Source organism: Chryseobacterium sp. (assembly GCF_041914225.1).
Lineage (GTDB): Bacteria > Bacteroidota > Bacteroidia > Flavobacteriales > Weeksellaceae > Chryseobacterium.
This window is the reverse complement of record NZ_JAYSDT010000003.1, coordinates 118,901-133,951: the sequence shown is the minus strand read 5'-3', so window position 1 is coordinate 133,951 and position 15,051 is coordinate 118,901. Positions and strand designations below refer to the sequence as shown.

Genomic DNA, 15,051 nt, shown 5'->3' with positions numbered 1-15,051 from the left:
TTTTAATCATTGAAAGTATGGAAAGAGCTTAAAAAAAGCTGCTTCGGTTCGAAACAGCCTTTTATTTTATTTTTCATTAAGAACTTCATATACATAATCAATCCATTGATAATCAGGGATTGTTCTGTCTATGTAATAATCCGGCTGAATCCCTTTTCCGTCAATGGCCATTTCCGGAATGCAGAAACTTTTAGAAAGAGAATACCCTAATTTTAATTCGTTACAGGGTGAATTAATAAAATACATATTGGAAATATCAAGAACTCCCGCTGTCGTTGTCCCGAAAAGCTTCACTTTTTTGCTCTGCTTGGCAGCCAGTAAAAACTCTTCGGCAGTACTGCCATTACCATCATTGATGATAATTCCCACATTTTCCGGATAAGGCGAAATTTTATCAAGCTTGTTGATACCTACTATATTTCCATCGTCCTGAAGGCTGACAAACTTGCCTAAGTTCCTCGTGAGTTTATCATAGGCCTTCTTCAGATATTCTCTTTCTTCCTCCGGTATTCCATATTTCTGGTAATTTTCATACAGATCCAGCATTCGCTGATTATTCAGTTTCGTAGAATAAAACTGTGTCCTGATACTTCTGATAGGGTTGGTATAGAGATAGGGGATAATTTTATCAAAACTACTGTCACTGCCGCCGCCATTATTTCTGATATCAATAATCAGATTTTCTGTGCTTTCAATTTTAGATTGATTGGCTGCAATAACACTGTCTATATCTTTTTTTAAAGCGCCGTTGAAAGATGGAACTCTTAAAAGCAGTGTGGTTTTGTTAAGCACTTTCAGGAAAGGTTTTTCTGCTTTTATTGTTTCAAAGTATGTTTCAACGCTTTCTTCTTTTTCAAATTGGGGTGAAATTCTTTTCAGGGTAAACTCACCCAACCCAAGATAATTTTTTCCAATTAACCTTATGTTGTTTATTTCCTGGGCTGATTTGTTTCTCAAATAAAAGGTTCCTGTGGTTTTATCAGCTTTAATAACCAGTTTCAGTTCATAAGGTTTCCAATTTTCTGCTCCGGATGTAATGATAAAACCCTTATAACTATCGCCAAATTTCTTGATTCCTATCGTGTAGGGCCCGGTTCCCCAGATCCCTTCAATATCCGAATCTTTCTTAGTCAGAACTTCATTTTTAAATTTTTCAAGATCAACTTTCACCATTTCTGTTTTTATATTTTCAACAGCTGCAGGCGGATTTTGCTGACTGGCATTGTCAATTTTTGAGATTGAAAAATGGCCGGATCTGAAGAATTTAAGCCAGTCATAAATGATTTGCTGGCATTCAGTATCTGATTTTACATTTTTGATTTTGTTCAGAAATTCATTGCTATGAGCCTGATAAGCCGGAATTCCCTTTTGATCAATCACATATTGATAGCCGGCATCATTTTCCTCAAATGTCTTTTTTACCCACTGATAATTACTTTCACAATTACAATTCTGAGCAAAGCTGAAAGAAGAAGAGATAAAAATTAAAAGAAGCGTTTTAATTTTAAGCATATACTGGTTTTAGTTTATATTACAAATCTAACGATAAATATATTTTTTTATGATATAAAAGGAGACTTATTCAGAAAACTATTCATCCTCTGTTCGTTTTTATGAACTTTCCAGCAATATAAAAATGAGCTTGCAAGCAATATTACCCTTGTGAAAATCTTTGAAATTTGTATCATCATTAAAAAAGAATACAATGAGTAAAACAATTTTAATTACAGGTGCAGCAAGTGGGTTCGGAAAGATTGCTGCTTTTGATCTTGCTAAAAAAGGACATAAGGTAATTGCCACTGCGCAGGTTTATCCTCAAATGAGTAATTTAATCCGCGAGGCTAAGGAACAGGGAATTGATCTTACAGTGGATAAGCTGGATGTAACCAGCCAAAGAGATATTGATTATATCCTGAAAAAGTATGAAATAGATATCTTAATCAGCAACGCAGGAATTATGGAAGGCGGTCCCATTGCTGAACAGCCGGTAGATATTATCCGTGCTATGTTTGAAGTGAATGTGTTTGGGGCATTGAATCTTGCGCAGGGTTTCATCAGAAAGTTTGTTGAAAAGAAGAGTGGTAAGATTGTTTTTACTTCCTCAATGGGAGGGTTGTGGACTGTTCCTTATGTTGCAGCTTATTGTTCTTCCAAACATGCGCTGGAATCTATTGCTGAAGGGCTAAGAACCGAACTCGCTCCGTTTAATATTAAAATTGCAACCTGCAATCCGGGTGTATTCGGAACTGGATTTAATGACAGGGGTGTAGATTCTATCTTCCATTGGTATGATCCTAAAATTAATTTTACACCGGAATCTGCATTTGACGGTGCTGCTGAATCGTTAGCACATCAACTTGATCCGCAGTCTATGGCTGAAGTGACTGTAAATGTAGCTTTAGATGACCATTGTAATTTCAGAAATGTCCATCCGAAAGAAACTGAGGATTTTGTAAAACAACTTCAGGCGGAGGCGTGGAACACAAAAAGCTAATCCTATGGAAATGAATTATGAACTTGCTGAAAAGGCTTTAAATGCAGCAAAGGAAAGGGCATTATCTATGAATATTCCTGTAAGTATTGCTGTGATGGATGCCGGAGGTCATCTTGTTGCATTGGCAAGACTGGACAGTGTCTGCGGAGTGATGGATTTTGCTGTTAAAAAAGCAAAAACGGCAGTGATGTTTGGAGTGAACAGTGATATAATAGGAGAAATTATCTCTGAAACAGGTATTCATGGTTATGGAATGCTGAACTCAAATGAAGGACTTCTGACAATTGCAGGGGGTGTTGTCATAAAAAATACAGCCGGAAAGATTATTGGTGCCATAGGTTCTTCAGGAGGAACTCCGGAACAGGATAAGGAAATAGCAGAAGCTGGAGCGGAGGCTATTGCTTAAATTTCAGATATTTGCATTATGGAAAACACTACGGAGATCATATTTGACAAACTGGTTTATTCATGTGCTTTTGAATCTTACAGAGGTCATGAAGAATTCATCCCTGACTATTTTCTGGGATTTCAGATCTCCGGGGAAACGCATGCTTTTCATGAACACGGAAAAACAGTGATTAAGGAAAATACAGTAGTTCTCGTCAGGAAAAACCAGCTGATCAGAACGGTCAAATATCCTTCAGCCAGGGAGAAATATCAGTTTGTATCCATCACACTTGACGATGAGACATTGAGACACTATGCTGCTGAAAACAAAATAAAGGTACAAACCGGATTTCCAGGAGATCAACGATTATTTTTTGAACCTGATGATTTTTTTAATAGCTATTTTACTTCTCTTATTCCCTATATCAATAAGACAAAGGAGATACCTCCAAAACTGGCCATTTTAAAAGTAAAGGAAGCTATAGAGCTGCTTTTACTGAGTAATCCTGATTTTAAAAATCTTCTTTTTGATTTCTCAGAACCTCATAAAATTGATCTTGAAGAATTTATGAACAGAAATTTTATGTTCAATGTGTCGGTTGGTACTTTTGCAAAGCTTACAGGCCGCAGTCTTTCAGGGTTTAAGAGAGATTTCAGTAAAACATTTCAGATGACGCCCAAACAATGGCTGAAAGAAAAAAGATTGAAGGAAGCTTATTATTTAATAAAAAACAGGGATAAAAAATCTTCAGATATTTATCTTGATCTGGGTTTTGAGAATTTATCGCACTTTTATTCTTCGTTCAAAAAGAAATTCGGGATGACCACTACTGAAATTTAATGTAGTCCGCTAAAAAACACAAACTCGGGCATAAGTATGGCTGCTGATAAAAAGAACAAAGGCACAGGAACTAAATCTTGTGTCTTTGCATTTTCAAAAGCTTGAAATTTAAATACAGCATCTACCATCAATAAACAATCAACAGTTGCCAGCACTCTATTTTTCAAAATCATAAAGATTGATCCCCGTTTCTTCGTTTTTAATTTTTACCACTCTGGTATTCAATGGATAGAAAATAAATTCTGCGGCTCCCTGAATTTTTGCTTCTAAAAGGTGTCCTGCCAAAGCGGTGTAATCTTCTCTACCCAGCGTAATATGAAGGTGAAGCGTCAATTTTCCTTCTATTTCCGAAACATTTCCGGAAATATTGGTGACTTCCATCTGTTCTTTAAAAGCTTTATCCACATATTTTTTAGTAGCCGGATTAAAGAAACGGAGTGTGGCTTCACTCACCGCTCCAATTCCTGTTACTTCTCCTGCCTGAATTTTCTGGTCCCGGATAAAATCCGTTAGCGTCTCTACAATATTGGAATGATTGTCAATACTTACTATATAAATATGACCTGTTTTTCTTGCAGACCAATGTTTTCCTTTATAATTGATGATCTCCATATTATTCTGTTGTTTTTAAATAATTGATGATTCCTATCACGTCATCCTGACCAAAACCTTTGTCATGTGCATTTTGATACGTTTGAATCAATGCTTCGGATAAAGGAAAATCAGCACCGGCATTTTTAGCCAGAAGAATGTCTTTGAGCATAAGATCAAGAGCAAATGCCGGGGTATACTCGTCCGCAATCAGCAGAGGTGTTTTTACCTTTGTTGCACCGCTTCCGCTGGCACTTTCATTGATTATCTCAAGCATATCGGACCGTTCAATTCCTAATTTCCCGGACAGTAATACAGTTTCCGCCAATCCCTGATAAATGGCAGACAGAAAATAATTGATGGATAGTTTTCCTGCGATGCCTTTTCCATTTTCCCCCAAATGTTTTACAGATTTTCCCATTTTTAAAAGATAGGGCATGGCTCGCCTGATGTCTTTTTCTTCACCTCCTGCCATAATAATGAGTGTTCCTTCCTTTGCAGGCATAGTGCTTCCTGCTACAGGAGCGTCAATAAAAGAAGCTCCTTTTGTTTCCAAAGATCCGGCTGTTTCTTTGGATGCTTCCGGAGAAATGGTACTCATATCTACAAAAAGTTTTCCCTGAATATTTAAAGGGATGATTTCCTCATAAACTGCTTTTACAGCACTGTCATTGGTAAGCATAGTGAATATGATATCGCTGTTCTGTACCAACTCTTCAATCTGGGTGCAGACGGATGATTTTTCTTCAAAGTCTCTGGTTTTTTCAGGAGATCTGTTATAAACAGATAACTGAAAGCCTGCTTTCTCAAGGTTTTTGGCCATAGGATGTCCCATATTTCCTAATCCGATGAATCCGATTTTTTCCATTGCCATATTTTATATTTTATTAATAATTAGATTAAAGTCATCTCCTGAATGAAAAAGGAGTTACGTACAATAAGTGTTGCAAATACATTATTTTGCTGCAAAATGCCTACCAAATCACGGTCTTGTAAAGTTAAGTTTTAATTATATTTTCAGTCATAAATTTTTTAAACCGGAGAAACTTTCAGAGATTTGTACAAAATAAGAATTAATGAAGATTGTAGACATAGATAACTGGAACAGGAAAGAACATTTTGAATTTTTCTCTAATATGGCAAGTCCTTATTTCGGATTTACAACAGAAGTAGACTGTACAAAAGCATATGAAACAGCCAAAGAAAAAGGATATTCTTTTTTTGCCTACTATTTTCATAAGTCTATGGTGGCAATCAATACAGTTGATGAATTAAAACTCAGAATCGTTGACGGACAGGTTGTACAGTTTGATACGGTTCATGCCGGCAGCACAATCGGGAGACCGGATGGTACTTTTGGTTTTTCTTTTACTCATTATTCAGAAGATTTTGAAACGTTTAATGCTGCTTTGCAGGAGGAAATAAAAGGGGTTCACCAGACTTCGGGACTGAGACTAAGCAATGAAAGACTGGGAAAAGATCATGTAAGACATACCACCATTCCATGGAACTCTTTCAGTGCTATATTGCAGCCTACTGATTTTAATACGAAGGAATCAGTTCCTAAAGTTGCTTTTGGAAGATTTAATATCCGTGACGGCAGAAAATACCTTCCGGTTTCTGTTGAGGCACACCACGGATTGGCAGACGGGATTCATATTGCCAGATACCTGGAAGAATTTCAAAGACAGCTTGATCAGTAGGAGCGGGCAGAACACTGCCAGATAAAATATAGTAAAAGCCGGAATAATCCGGCTTTTATTTAATAATAGATCTTCCGGCGTTCTATTTTTACCATCTGATCCTTTTCCATCTGTTTGATGGTTCTTATCACTGTTTCTACCCGTAATCCGGTAAGTGAAGCAAGCTGCTGCCGGGTAAGCGGAACCTGGAAAGAATAGGGTGTTTTTTCCTCATGGTAACTTTTCAGATAATCCATAAGCAATTTCAGCTTGGATACGGGATTCTGAAAAGAAAGATTATACAACATAATATATTTATAATACATCCTTTCCGCGAGGCATTCATAGACACTTAAAGAAACTTCGGGATTATTCCGGATCAGATCCAGAAAATTCTGTCTTGGTATTCTGAATACACTTGAATCTTCCATTGCAACGGCATTCATAGGGTATGGTCTGTTTACAAACAACAGGGATTCTCCAAAGCTTTGACCGTCTGAGAATATATTCTGAATAAATTCTTTTCCGTCTTCCGTATAATTATTGAGTTTAATTTTCCCTTTTTCAATCTGATAATAATACATTGGAGACTCTTCTTCACGGAAAATAATATCTTCTGCCTTATAATCTTTAATTTCGGCTCCAAATGAAATCAATAAACTTTCAGTGATCATATTCTATTTTACTATTTTTAAATAAACATTCATACTATTCTTGTTTAAAACTTTCTTAAAATAAAGGAACATGGATTTTATTTATTTTTTGAATAACGTGGTACCATTCATATACCACACATAATCACCTTTTTTTGGATATTTCTTTTAAAGGATATTGATTGAGATCATAAAAAGTAATAATGGTAATCCGCTACATTTACACCCCATTAAAAGGCAATATTGTAAATAATGGGAAACTGGCTGATAAAAGCTGTTATGATATTTTGCTGAAAAAATAACGTGGTATCTATGTGGTACGCGGTTTTAACAAAATTTTAATCATTTTTTCTTTCTTTGCCAATGTAAAAATGATATAAAATTCATATGTAGAATTTTTTTAACATATTTATTCAACAATTACAATCCATAACTATGAAAAATTATATTATATTAATTAAAAACAATAAAATTTTAAATATATAAAAACTATTCTGTTTCCAATATTAATCAGCAAAACACAGATATCAGAGAAAAAAAAGACTTTGTACTGATGCGCAAGAGATGCCGTATCTGAAATAAGTAGAGATGAGAAAGTATTATGAAAAATAGAAACACTGAACCGAATATAGAGGATTTGAATCAGAAAATTCTTGTACAAGACGAAATTATGGCACTTGCCAAAGCAAATTCTCCCCGCTTGCTGAATAAATTCAGACTTGTCTATCCTGATTTTTTTAAAAAGTTATCAGCTATACAGCCTTCGTTAAAAAACTCTGAACTGATCTTTTGTATCTATCTTAAGCTCAATATGACCACCAAGGAAATTGCAACCTGTATTTTTGTAACGCCCAAAGCCATACAAAACAGGAAAAACAGGATAAGAAAAAAGCTCAATATTCCTTCGGAATTTGATATCTACAAATGGTTTAATGAAATTTAAACCATTTTTTTATTTAAAATTCTATAACGGCTTTATCCAGGTCATGATACAAAAGAACTTTCCAATGGTTTTCCTGTGCTTCTTTTTCCCATTTAAGCCTTAATTCCATTGCTTTCCTGCCATCAAAATCACTTTTATAAGCCAAATGATACTTCAGATAAGAAGCCTGTGGAAGGTCATCGGCACCATAGAAAACCGTTTCCTCATTTTCCCTGATCCAGAATACCTGCATAAAAGGAGTATGTCCGCCTGCCACTTCATATGAAATTTCATCTGTAATCTGTCCTTTATCTTCATTCATCCAGATGATATCAGGCAGTTGAATCAATTTTTCCAGCATATCAAAATTAAAGGAAGGATTACCCTTATTTTCCATAGCAAAATCCAGCTCCCGTTTTTGTATATACACCTGAGCATTGGGAAAAGTTGCTTCAAAGCCATTATCCGTAAGCGTCACCGCTCCTTCGATATGATCTTTGTGAACGTGGGAAAGTAATAATTTAGTGATCTGCCCGGGATGAATATTTTCCTTTTCCAGAATTTCGGAGATTACAGTTGCCCCGGACTCGTTTTTCCAGCCAATCCCTGCATCCAGAAGAATATAATCATTTTCAGTAATGATGAGAAAAGGCTGTACAGACATTTTAATTCCTCCAACCTGATCAAAGTTTTCATCTGTTAAAAGTGTAAAATCCTTGGTTTTGCTTGCCGAAAAATTGCCTTCTTTAAGTGGAATGATTTTCATGCTGCAAATTTCTTTAATATTTCCAATATGTAAAAGGTTTTTCATCGATATACATCATCAATAAAAACAATGATCCGGCAGTTTATTGAAATCATTTTACTTACAGCAGTTTCCTGCTTTATTTATAAAAATGTAAAACCGGAAACCAGGGAATTTCTTTTTTTAATGATTATCTTTGATCTCTTAAAAATCTGGCGATATCAACGGTCAGATAGTTTCATTTCAAATAAAAATTTATACGTAATGCAGGAGAGTTCTACCCAAGGTATTTCCCGGACGGTCATCTGGCTTATGGCTATTATTTCCGGACTTGTAGTTGCCAATAATTATTATAACCAGCCGCTGCTGGCACTCATTTCAGAAGAGCTTCAGATTCCTGAGAGTTCAGCGAGTAAAATTTCTGTACTTACCCAGATTGGTTATGCATTGGGATTACTATTGATTGTACCATTGGGAGATAAATTCTTTCGTAAAAAACTGATTTTAATTGATTTATTTCTTGTTTTCGGATCACTTTTATGGATGACTTTTGCCACTCAGCTGTGGATGCTGTATGCTGCCAGCCTTCTGATTGGTGCAACGTCTGTTATTCCGCAACTTTTTGTACCTATTGCTGCAGAACTTTCATCAGATAAAGAAAAATCGGGCAATATCGGGCTGGTAATGTCAGGACTGCTGCTGGGAATTCTTTTATCCCGTTTTGTCGGAGGAATTGTTGGCGAAGTATGGGGCTGGAGAGCTATGTTCGGTATCGCGGCAGGATTAATGATCCTGGTTTGGCTGGCTGTCTATAAAATGCTGCCTGAGTTATCTCCGAACTTTAAAGGAACTTATAAAGAACTTATGCGCTCTGTTGCCCATCTTGCGAAAACCCAGCCGGTTCTTCAGCTGGCATCTTTCCGTGGGGCAATGGCTTTCGGATCTATGTGTGCTTTGTTTACCACATTGGTTTTCCATATGGAGAAACCGCCTTTCAACGCAGGTTCTTCTGTAGTGGGAAGTTTTGGACTGGCAGGTGCTGTAGGAGCTCTGGCGGCTGCAAAGGTAGGGAAACTGCAAAAACACCTTGATATTAACCGGATTATACTGTATTCCTTGCTGATTGTCATTGGAAGCTGGGGATTTACCTACTTTGCAGGAGAAACCTACTGGGGGCTTATCGTTGGGGTAATTCTTGTAGATCTGGGAGTACAGTCCAGTCATATTATGAACCAGACTAATTATTTTTTACTTAAATCCAATGCCGTAAACAGACTGAATACAGTTTATATGGTATCTTACTTTATTGGTGGATCACTGGGAACCTGGCTGGCTTCTATTGCATGGCAAAAGGCCCAATGGGGTGGTGTATGCTTCGTAGGAACCGCATTTGGAGTATTGGCCCTGATTGCACATATTTTGTTTTCAAAGAAAGTAAATAAAGCAAACGCAGAGATATAGCTGTTTATTTCTGATTCGTTTAAGAAGCGGGATTTTATCTTTGATAAAATCCCGCTTCTATTTTTGAATCTATTCAATTTTTAAATCTTCAGATTTTCTAATCTTTATTCCTTAATTATTTCCTGTGCCAGCATCATTTCCCTGTGTTTTCCGCCCCATTCATCAAGCTGTTTCCAGATCGGAATCAGGTCTTTGGCAATCGCTGTAAGTTCATAATCAACTCTTGGCGGAACTTCTGCATGAACGGTTCTCTTTACCAAACTTTCTTTTTCCAGCTCTCTCAACTGAAGAGTAAGCATTCTTTCCGTTATCCCGGAAATGGAATTTCTAATTTCGCTGAAACGTAATTTCCCGTCTTTTAATTTATTCAAAATAATCAGTTTCCATCGTCCGCCGATTTTACATACTGCATAGCTCAGATCACATTCCTGTATATACTGTCTGTTGATATTATTCGTTGAATTTTCTTTTATCTTGCCCATTACTTACAAATTTGTTTGTACCATACATTTAGCTGTATACAATGCAAATGTAAGGTTTGAGATTTAATTTTGTTCGTCAAAGCAGAAAATAAGGGACAATAGCGCTAAAATTCCCTGCAAAAATCATCATAATTAAAATTGAAATAAAAATGCAATTAACTTCTAAAATAACACAGATTTTAAATCATTTGAAAAAAATAGAACCTTTCAATCCTCAAAATTCTCTGGATGGGGTACGAAAATATTATGAAACAATGTCTCAACAGTTGGGTGGTAAAAAAGAATCAGTAGCATTGATTGAAGAATTGGCTATTCAAAAGGAAAACCACCAGATTCCTGTCCGGATTTACCGTCCTGCCGGGAAAAATACTCAACCCTCACCGGCTATCATCTATATACATGGAGGCTGGTTTATCTCAGGAGGATACGAAACACATGATACATTAGTCCGCAAGCTTGCCAATAAAACCGGATCTGTAATTATTTTTATAGATTACCGTCTTGCCCCTGAATATCCTTTTCCGGCAGGATTAAATGACTGTACTGACGGAATAGAATGGGCCATCAAAAATGCAGAGTCTTTAGGAATTGATCCTGATAAAATAGGAATCATAGGAGACAGTGCGGGAGCAGCTTTGTCAACTGCATTTTCCGTTCAGTCAGGAAAACAGATCAGATTTCAGGTATTGATTTATCCAGCTGTAGATAACCAATTGAATTCAGGTTCATGGGAAACCTATGCAAACGGGCCTGTTCTTACAAAACAGGGAGGTATAGAAGCCTGGAACTGGTACCTTCCGGAAGAGGAGAAAAGTAATCCGCTGGCAATTCCTGCTTTAGTAAAAGATTTTAAAGAAACGCCGCCTACCTTTATTATTCTTGCAGAGCATGATCCTTTGCTCGATGACGGGAAAAAGCTTTCTGAAAATATGAAAAATGCAGGCGTTGACCTTACAATAAGTTTTTACAAAGAGATGGTTCACGGTTTTATGCATATGGGAGAACTGTTGGAAGAAGTACAGTCAGTTGTAGATGAAATAGCTGCTTTTGCCTCTCATAATTTTAAATCCAACATTTAAGATATGAAGAAATATGCATATATAGGCTGTCTGGGATTTATAGCCGTGATTACAACAGAATTTGGTGTCATAGGAATTCTTCCGCAAATTGCAGAGCACTATAAAATCAGTATAGATCAGGCAGGGTATCTGTTGAGTGCTTTTGCATTAATCATTGCACTTACAGGACCTTTTATGACTTTATTCACGTCAGGCTTTGACCGTAAAAAAATAATGCTCACTGCTATTTTTATGTTTCTGGTGACAGGGTTTGTATCTTCTTTTTCTCCTCCTTTCTGGCTATTGATGCTGGTGAGAATTTTACCCGCCTTTCTTCAGCCTGTTTATATTGCGACTGCATTATCCGTAGCAATATCTCAGGCAGATCAAAGGAAAAAGAACGAGTTAATGGGAATTGTTTTTAATGGAGTAGCCATTGCTATGATAGCTACCGTTCCTTTTGCTACATGGATTGCTGGAATTGCATCCTGGGAATATTCATTCATGATACAGACTGTGGTTAGTTTGATCGCTCTGGGTGTCATCTATTTTATGCTTCCCCCAATGCCGGTGAAAGAAAAGAAATCCTATGGAAATCAGGTCAGAATATTGAAACAGCCTCCATTTATCCTGAGCACTCTTACTAATTTTTTCATGATTACAGCCTGGTTTTCTACCTACAGTTATTTTGCTGACTACCTGAATAAAGCCAAGGGAATGGACACTTCAATGGTCAGCTATATGCTGCTTCTCTTTGGAACGATTGGTATTGCCGCCAATGGAATAGCAGGTAAAATGCTTAATAAAAATGTAGCAGGAACCACTGCTTTCTTTCTTTCGGGAACCGTTTTGGTACCGGTTCTTTTATATTTTTCTGACGGAAATTTATGGGGAACTATTGCCGTTATCGGTATCTGGGGATTTTTGTATTCACCAAGTTTCCTGAATGCTTCTACTTATATGATCTCTTCTGCACCTGATTCGTTAGAATTTGCCAACAGTCTGGCCACTTCTTTCGGAAATCTGGGAGTAACGCTGGGAACCACAATAGGAGGCTGGATTATTGTAGCAAAAGGAGTAGAATACATACCCTGGGTTGGCCTTGTTTTTGGCATTCTTGCATTTTTAATGATGATCTTAAAAAGAATTGTAGAGAAACGGAGTCAAACATTAATCACCTGTCAGAATTAAATGTAATAATTTTTGTTACATTAAATAAATTATAGTAACTTTGTGGTATTAATTTGAAACTTGTTTAAATTTTTATTTTTGAAACATTAAGATTGTATTAAGTTGTTGAGAGTATTAAGATAAGCTTCGCTTAAGGCTTAAAATCAGAATGATTCATCTTAACTATACTTATTTCTTAAATCAATTCTTAATGGTTTTGATATATATTGAATATCTTTTTTAAGTTTAAACAGTTTCTTGATTTAAAATTACATACAATGAAAATAGAAATATGGTCGGACGTAATGTGTCCGTTTTGCTATATCGGGAAAAATAATTTTGAGCAGGCTTTGAATAAACTTCCTTTTAAGGATGAAGTAGAAGTGGAATGGAAGAGTTTTCAGCTGGATCCAACCTTAGATCCCAATAAAACTCAGGATACGATTCAATATTTCAGGGAGAAAAAAGGAGTTGCTGAAGCTCAGGCTACTCAAATGCTGGGGCAAGTTACCCAAATGGGAAAAGGAGCCGGGATTGATTTCAATTTCGGAAAAACTTTGATTACAAATACTTTCAGCGCTCACAAATTGCTTCATTTAGCTAAGAAACACAACAAATCCAATGAAATGGAAGAGGCATTATTTATTGCCCATTTCATTGACGGCAAAAATGTAGGTGATACTGAAGTTTTAATTGCTCTTGCAGAAAATCTTGGAATTGATAAAGATGAAGCCAGAGAAGCCGTTACTACAGATCAGCTCGCTTATGAGGTTAATCAGGATATTCAGGAAGCGAGAAACAATGGGATTTCCGGAGTTCCTTTCTTTGTTCTGAATGGTAAATATGCTGTTTCCGGAGCCCAGCCTGCAGAAGTATTTGAAAATGCACTCCAGCAGACTTATAAAGAAACAGTAAGCCCGTTTAAGGATCTTTCCGGTGGCAGTGGAGCAGCATGCGATGCTGACGGATGCAGTATTTAAGATATGAGAACCCCAAAACAATATTTGTTTTTGGGTTTTTAATTTAATAGAGTATCGTATCTTTGTCATACAACAACAAACAGCTGTATAAATCTGATTTCTCAATGATAAAAATTAACGACGAAACCCAATATTCAATTGATGATACACTATTCGTTTTTGCATTAGATTCCGAGGCAGGAACTGTATTCGATGATAAAAACAAATTAATTACAGGTATCGGAAAAGTGAATGCTGCTATAGAACTAACCAAAGAAATTCATACCAGAAAACCTAAACTGATTGTCAACTTAGGTTCTGCAGGAAGCAAAGGATTTCATAAAGGGGAAGTGGTGTGCTGTACAAAGTTCATCCAGAGAGATATGGATGTAAGAGGGCTTGGATTTAAACTGTATGAAACTCCATTATCCGGTGTGCCTCCTGTACTGGAATACGGTCTTAAGATCGATACCTTAAAAGAAGGTATCTGCGGTAGCGGTGACAGTTTTGAAATGAACCACTCTGAAACAGATTATAATATTGTAGACATGGAGGCCTATCCACTGGCATTGATTGCGCAAAAGGAAAATATCCCGTTTCTATGCCTGAAATACATCTCTGATGATGCAGGAAGCGATGCCGCAGACGACTGGAGCGTACAGGTACATCTGGCTTCTGAAGCATTTAAAAAAATACTGTTTTCATAAAATAATACAATCCTGAACACCATTCAGGATTTTGTTTTCTGTTTATTTTTTACCTTCAATCCTTTAGTATGAAAGTCACTTTTTATCAACCTACACATTCCGTTCTTAAAGAATATATTGAAGGCTATTATTTCGTGGAAAAAGATGACAGTCATCAGCCAATCAGATACCTCACGTTTCCTGATAATTATTTTATCGTGTCAGCCTGTCAGGATGTTTCTATTGTTCAGAATAAAGGATGGGTAGAAATCAGAAGGTCGCTATCTGAGAATATTGTGATTGATTTTGTGTTCAGATGCTCTGTTCCAACTGAAATTCTTTATCAGCAATCCGTTAATGAAGTTACCGTTTACTTTAAACCATTAGGAATTTATCATTTTTATGATGCCAGTAAGAGTGATGAACTGCAGCAGGAAATTAATATTTCAGATTTTAAAGAAACGATGAATGCTATTTTAAAAGAATCTGACAGAAATAAACAAATTGAAATGCTGGAAAACTACTGGCTTTCAAAGTTCATAAAGAAAGATTTACAGTTGGCTTATACAATTTTGAATGATTTTGAAACCGAATTGAGCATTGAAGAAATTGCAGCCAAAAACAAAATAACAAGGCAGTATGTCAATAAGATTTCCAAGCGCTATCTTGCTAAACCGGCTTCAGAATTCAGAAAAATCCAGCGGTTCCGCAATGTGCTGATCACAAACAGAAATTTCAGAAACCTTACAGAGCTTTCTTATGAAAACCTGTTTTATGACCAGTCCCATCTTATTAAAGATTTTAAAGAACTTACCAGAATAAATCCCGGAAAATTCTTTGATGATGTAGATACCGGGAAAAATAATATCTGGCTGTTTATCTGAGTTTCCATTTTTACAATTCCCGCAGACTTCATTGAA

At 36.4% G+C, this 15,051-nt stretch carries 17 protein-coding genes; 11 read left to right on the top strand and 6 right to left on the bottom strand.

Annotation, left to right across the window (positions count from 1 at the left end):
- Window positions 1-66: 66 nt before the first annotated feature.
- Window positions 67-1,512: a S41 family peptidase gene (locus ACE3RB_RS02530; RefSeq protein WP_374462752.1), complete on the bottom strand. Its 1,446-nt coding sequence runs from the start codon at window positions 1,510-1,512 to the stop codon at window positions 67-69.
- Window positions 1,513-1,705: 193 nt separating this feature from the next.
- On the opposite strand from ACE3RB_RS02530, the gene ACE3RB_RS02525 reads away from it, so the two are divergent.
- Genes ACE3RB_RS02525 through ACE3RB_RS02515 form a run of 3 tightly spaced genes read left to right on the top strand, consistent with a single transcriptional unit; the run spans window position 1,706 to window position 3,722 of the window.
- Window positions 1,706-2,494: an SDR family oxidoreductase gene (locus ACE3RB_RS02525; protein ID WP_374462751.1), complete on the top strand. Its 789-nt coding sequence runs from the start codon at window positions 1,706-1,708 to the stop codon at window positions 2,492-2,494.
- A 4-nt stretch (window positions 2,495-2,498) separates the two neighbouring features.
- Complete coding sequence (locus tag ACE3RB_RS02520; protein WP_374462749.1) at window positions 2,499-2,900, top strand: heme-binding protein; 402 nt, start codon at window positions 2,499-2,501, stop codon at window positions 2,898-2,900.
- Window positions 2,901-2,918: 18 nt separating this feature from the next.
- A complete protein-coding gene (locus tag ACE3RB_RS02515) occupies window positions 2,919-3,722 on the top strand; it encodes a helix-turn-helix domain-containing protein (protein WP_374462748.1) in 804 nt (267 codons plus the stop codon).
- 156 nt (window positions 3,723-3,878) lie between these two features.
- On the opposite strand, the gene ACE3RB_RS02510 is transcribed toward ACE3RB_RS02515, so the two are convergent.
- Both ACE3RB_RS02510 and ACE3RB_RS02505 read right to left on the bottom strand, forming a co-directional pair.
- A complete protein-coding gene (locus ACE3RB_RS02510) occupies window positions 3,879-4,334 on the bottom strand; it encodes a PPC domain-containing DNA-binding protein (protein WP_374462747.1) in 456 nt (151 codons plus the stop codon).
- Between the two features lies 1 nt (window position 4,335).
- Window positions 4,336-5,187, bottom strand: coding sequence for an NAD(P)-dependent oxidoreductase (locus ACE3RB_RS02505; protein ID WP_374462746.1), 852 nt, complete (start codon window positions 5,185-5,187; stop codon window positions 4,336-4,338).
- A 202-nt stretch (window positions 5,188-5,389) separates the two neighbouring features.
- Between ACE3RB_RS02505 and ACE3RB_RS02500 the strand changes: the two genes are divergently transcribed.
- Window positions 5,390-6,016 carry a CatA-like O-acetyltransferase gene (locus ACE3RB_RS02500; RefSeq protein ID WP_374462745.1) on the top strand — a complete coding sequence of 209 codons (627 nt, stop codon included), beginning with the start codon at window positions 5,390-5,392 and terminating at the stop codon, window positions 6,014-6,016.
- A 59-nt stretch (window positions 6,017-6,075) separates the two neighbouring features.
- Here ACE3RB_RS02500 and ACE3RB_RS02495 read toward each other — a convergent pair whose 3' ends face one another.
- Window positions 6,076-6,669, bottom strand: a complete 594-nt coding sequence (locus tag ACE3RB_RS02495) for a Crp/Fnr family transcriptional regulator (protein WP_374462744.1) — start codon at window positions 6,667-6,669, stop codon at window positions 6,076-6,078.
- A gap of 580 nt (window positions 6,670-7,249) precedes the next feature.
- Here ACE3RB_RS02495 and ACE3RB_RS02490 point away from each other — a divergent pair.
- Entirely contained in the window at window positions 7,250-7,591 is a 342-nt protein-coding gene (locus ACE3RB_RS02490) for a helix-turn-helix transcriptional regulator (RefSeq protein ID WP_374462743.1), read from the top strand.
- Between the two features lie 13 nt (window positions 7,592-7,604).
- Here the strand turns inward: ACE3RB_RS02490 and ACE3RB_RS02485 are convergent, their stop codons facing one another.
- The gene (locus tag ACE3RB_RS02485; protein WP_374462742.1) at window positions 7,605-8,336 is read right to left on the bottom strand and encodes an MBL fold metallo-hydrolase; all 732 of its coding nucleotides are present in this window, start codon (window positions 8,334-8,336) and stop codon (window positions 7,605-7,607) included.
- 243 nt (window positions 8,337-8,579) lie between these two features.
- Between ACE3RB_RS02485 and ACE3RB_RS02480 the strand changes: the two genes are divergently transcribed.
- Window positions 8,580-9,776: an MFS transporter gene (locus tag ACE3RB_RS02480; RefSeq protein ID WP_374462741.1), complete on the top strand. Its 1,197-nt coding sequence runs from the start codon at window positions 8,580-8,582 to the stop codon at window positions 9,774-9,776.
- A gap of 104 nt (window positions 9,777-9,880) precedes the next feature.
- On the opposite strand, the gene ACE3RB_RS02475 is transcribed toward ACE3RB_RS02480, so the two are convergent.
- Entirely contained in the window at window positions 9,881-10,258 is a 378-nt protein-coding gene (locus ACE3RB_RS02475) for a winged helix-turn-helix transcriptional regulator (protein ID WP_374462740.1), read from the bottom strand.
- Between the two features lie 188 nt (window positions 10,259-10,446).
- Between ACE3RB_RS02475 and ACE3RB_RS02470 the strand changes: the two genes are divergently transcribed.
- The 5 genes from ACE3RB_RS02470 (at window position 10,447) to ACE3RB_RS02450 (ending at window position 15,015) form a co-directional block, all read left to right on the top strand.
- The gene (locus ACE3RB_RS02470; RefSeq protein ID WP_374462739.1) at window positions 10,447-11,337 is read left to right on the top strand and encodes an alpha/beta hydrolase; all 891 of its coding nucleotides are present in this window, start codon (window positions 10,447-10,449) and stop codon (window positions 11,335-11,337) included.
- A 3-nt stretch (window positions 11,338-11,340) separates the two neighbouring features.
- On the top strand, window positions 11,341-12,507 hold the full coding sequence (locus ACE3RB_RS02465; RefSeq protein WP_374462738.1) for an MFS transporter: 1,167 nt from the start codon (window positions 11,341-11,343) through the stop codon (window positions 12,505-12,507).
- A gap of 257 nt (window positions 12,508-12,764) precedes the next feature.
- Complete coding sequence (locus tag ACE3RB_RS02460; RefSeq protein ID WP_374462737.1) at window positions 12,765-13,466, top strand: DsbA family protein; 702 nt, start codon at window positions 12,765-12,767, stop codon at window positions 13,464-13,466.
- A 104-nt stretch (window positions 13,467-13,570) separates the two neighbouring features.
- Entirely contained in the window at window positions 13,571-14,152 is a 582-nt protein-coding gene (locus ACE3RB_RS02455; RefSeq protein ID WP_374462736.1) for a nucleosidase, read from the top strand.
- Window positions 14,153-14,220: 68 nt separating this feature from the next.
- Window positions 14,221-15,015: a helix-turn-helix domain-containing protein gene (locus ACE3RB_RS02450; RefSeq protein ID WP_374462735.1), complete on the top strand. Its 795-nt coding sequence runs from the start codon at window positions 14,221-14,223 to the stop codon at window positions 15,013-15,015.
- The last annotated feature ends 36 nt before the right edge of the window (window positions 15,016-15,051 follow it).

What these genes read in the sequence shown, in the direction of transcription:
- ACE3RB_RS02490 (WP_374462743.1), top strand. Translation starts at nt 7,250, where the DNA reads ATGAAAAATAGAAACACTGAACCGAATATAGAGGATTTGAATCAGAAA.
- ACE3RB_RS02475 (WP_374462740.1), bottom strand. Translation starts at nt 10,258, where the DNA reads ATGGGCAAGATAAAAGAAAATTCAACGAATAATATCAACAGACAGTAT.
- ACE3RB_RS02455 (WP_374462736.1), top strand. Translation starts at nt 13,571, where the DNA reads ATGATAAAAATTAACGACGAAACCCAATATTCAATTGATGATACACTA.
- ACE3RB_RS02495 (WP_374462744.1), bottom strand. Translation starts at nt 6,669, where the DNA reads ATGATCACTGAAAGTTTATTGATTTCATTTGGAGCCGAAATTAAAGAT.
- ACE3RB_RS02500 (WP_374462745.1), top strand. Translation starts at nt 5,390, where the DNA reads ATGAAGATTGTAGACATAGATAACTGGAACAGGAAAGAACATTTTGAA.
- ACE3RB_RS02530 (WP_374462752.1), bottom strand. Translation starts at nt 1,512, where the DNA reads ATGCTTAAAATTAAAACGCTTCTTTTAATTTTTATCTCTTCTTCTTTC.
- ACE3RB_RS02520 (WP_374462749.1), top strand. Translation starts at nt 2,499, where the DNA reads ATGGAAATGAATTATGAACTTGCTGAAAAGGCTTTAAATGCAGCAAAG.
- ACE3RB_RS02505 (WP_374462746.1), bottom strand. Translation starts at nt 5,187, where the DNA reads ATGGCAATGGAAAAAATCGGATTCATCGGATTAGGAAATATGGGACAT.
- ACE3RB_RS02510 (WP_374462747.1), bottom strand. Translation starts at nt 4,334, where the DNA reads ATGGAGATCATCAATTATAAAGGAAAACATTGGTCTGCAAGAAAAACA.
- ACE3RB_RS02485 (WP_374462742.1), bottom strand. Translation starts at nt 8,336, where the DNA reads ATGAAAATCATTCCACTTAAAGAAGGCAATTTTTCGGCAAGCAAAACC.
- ACE3RB_RS02465 (WP_374462738.1), top strand. Translation starts at nt 11,341, where the DNA reads ATGAAGAAATATGCATATATAGGCTGTCTGGGATTTATAGCCGTGATT.
- ACE3RB_RS02515 (WP_374462748.1), top strand. Translation starts at nt 2,919, where the DNA reads ATGGAAAACACTACGGAGATCATATTTGACAAACTGGTTTATTCATGT.
- ACE3RB_RS02460 (WP_374462737.1), top strand. Translation starts at nt 12,765, where the DNA reads ATGAAAATAGAAATATGGTCGGACGTAATGTGTCCGTTTTGCTATATC.
- ACE3RB_RS02480 (WP_374462741.1), top strand. Translation starts at nt 8,580, where the DNA reads ATGCAGGAGAGTTCTACCCAAGGTATTTCCCGGACGGTCATCTGGCTT.
- ACE3RB_RS02450 (WP_374462735.1), top strand. Translation starts at nt 14,221, where the DNA reads ATGAAAGTCACTTTTTATCAACCTACACATTCCGTTCTTAAAGAATAT.
- ACE3RB_RS02525 (WP_374462751.1), top strand. Translation starts at nt 1,706, where the DNA reads ATGAGTAAAACAATTTTAATTACAGGTGCAGCAAGTGGGTTCGGAAAG.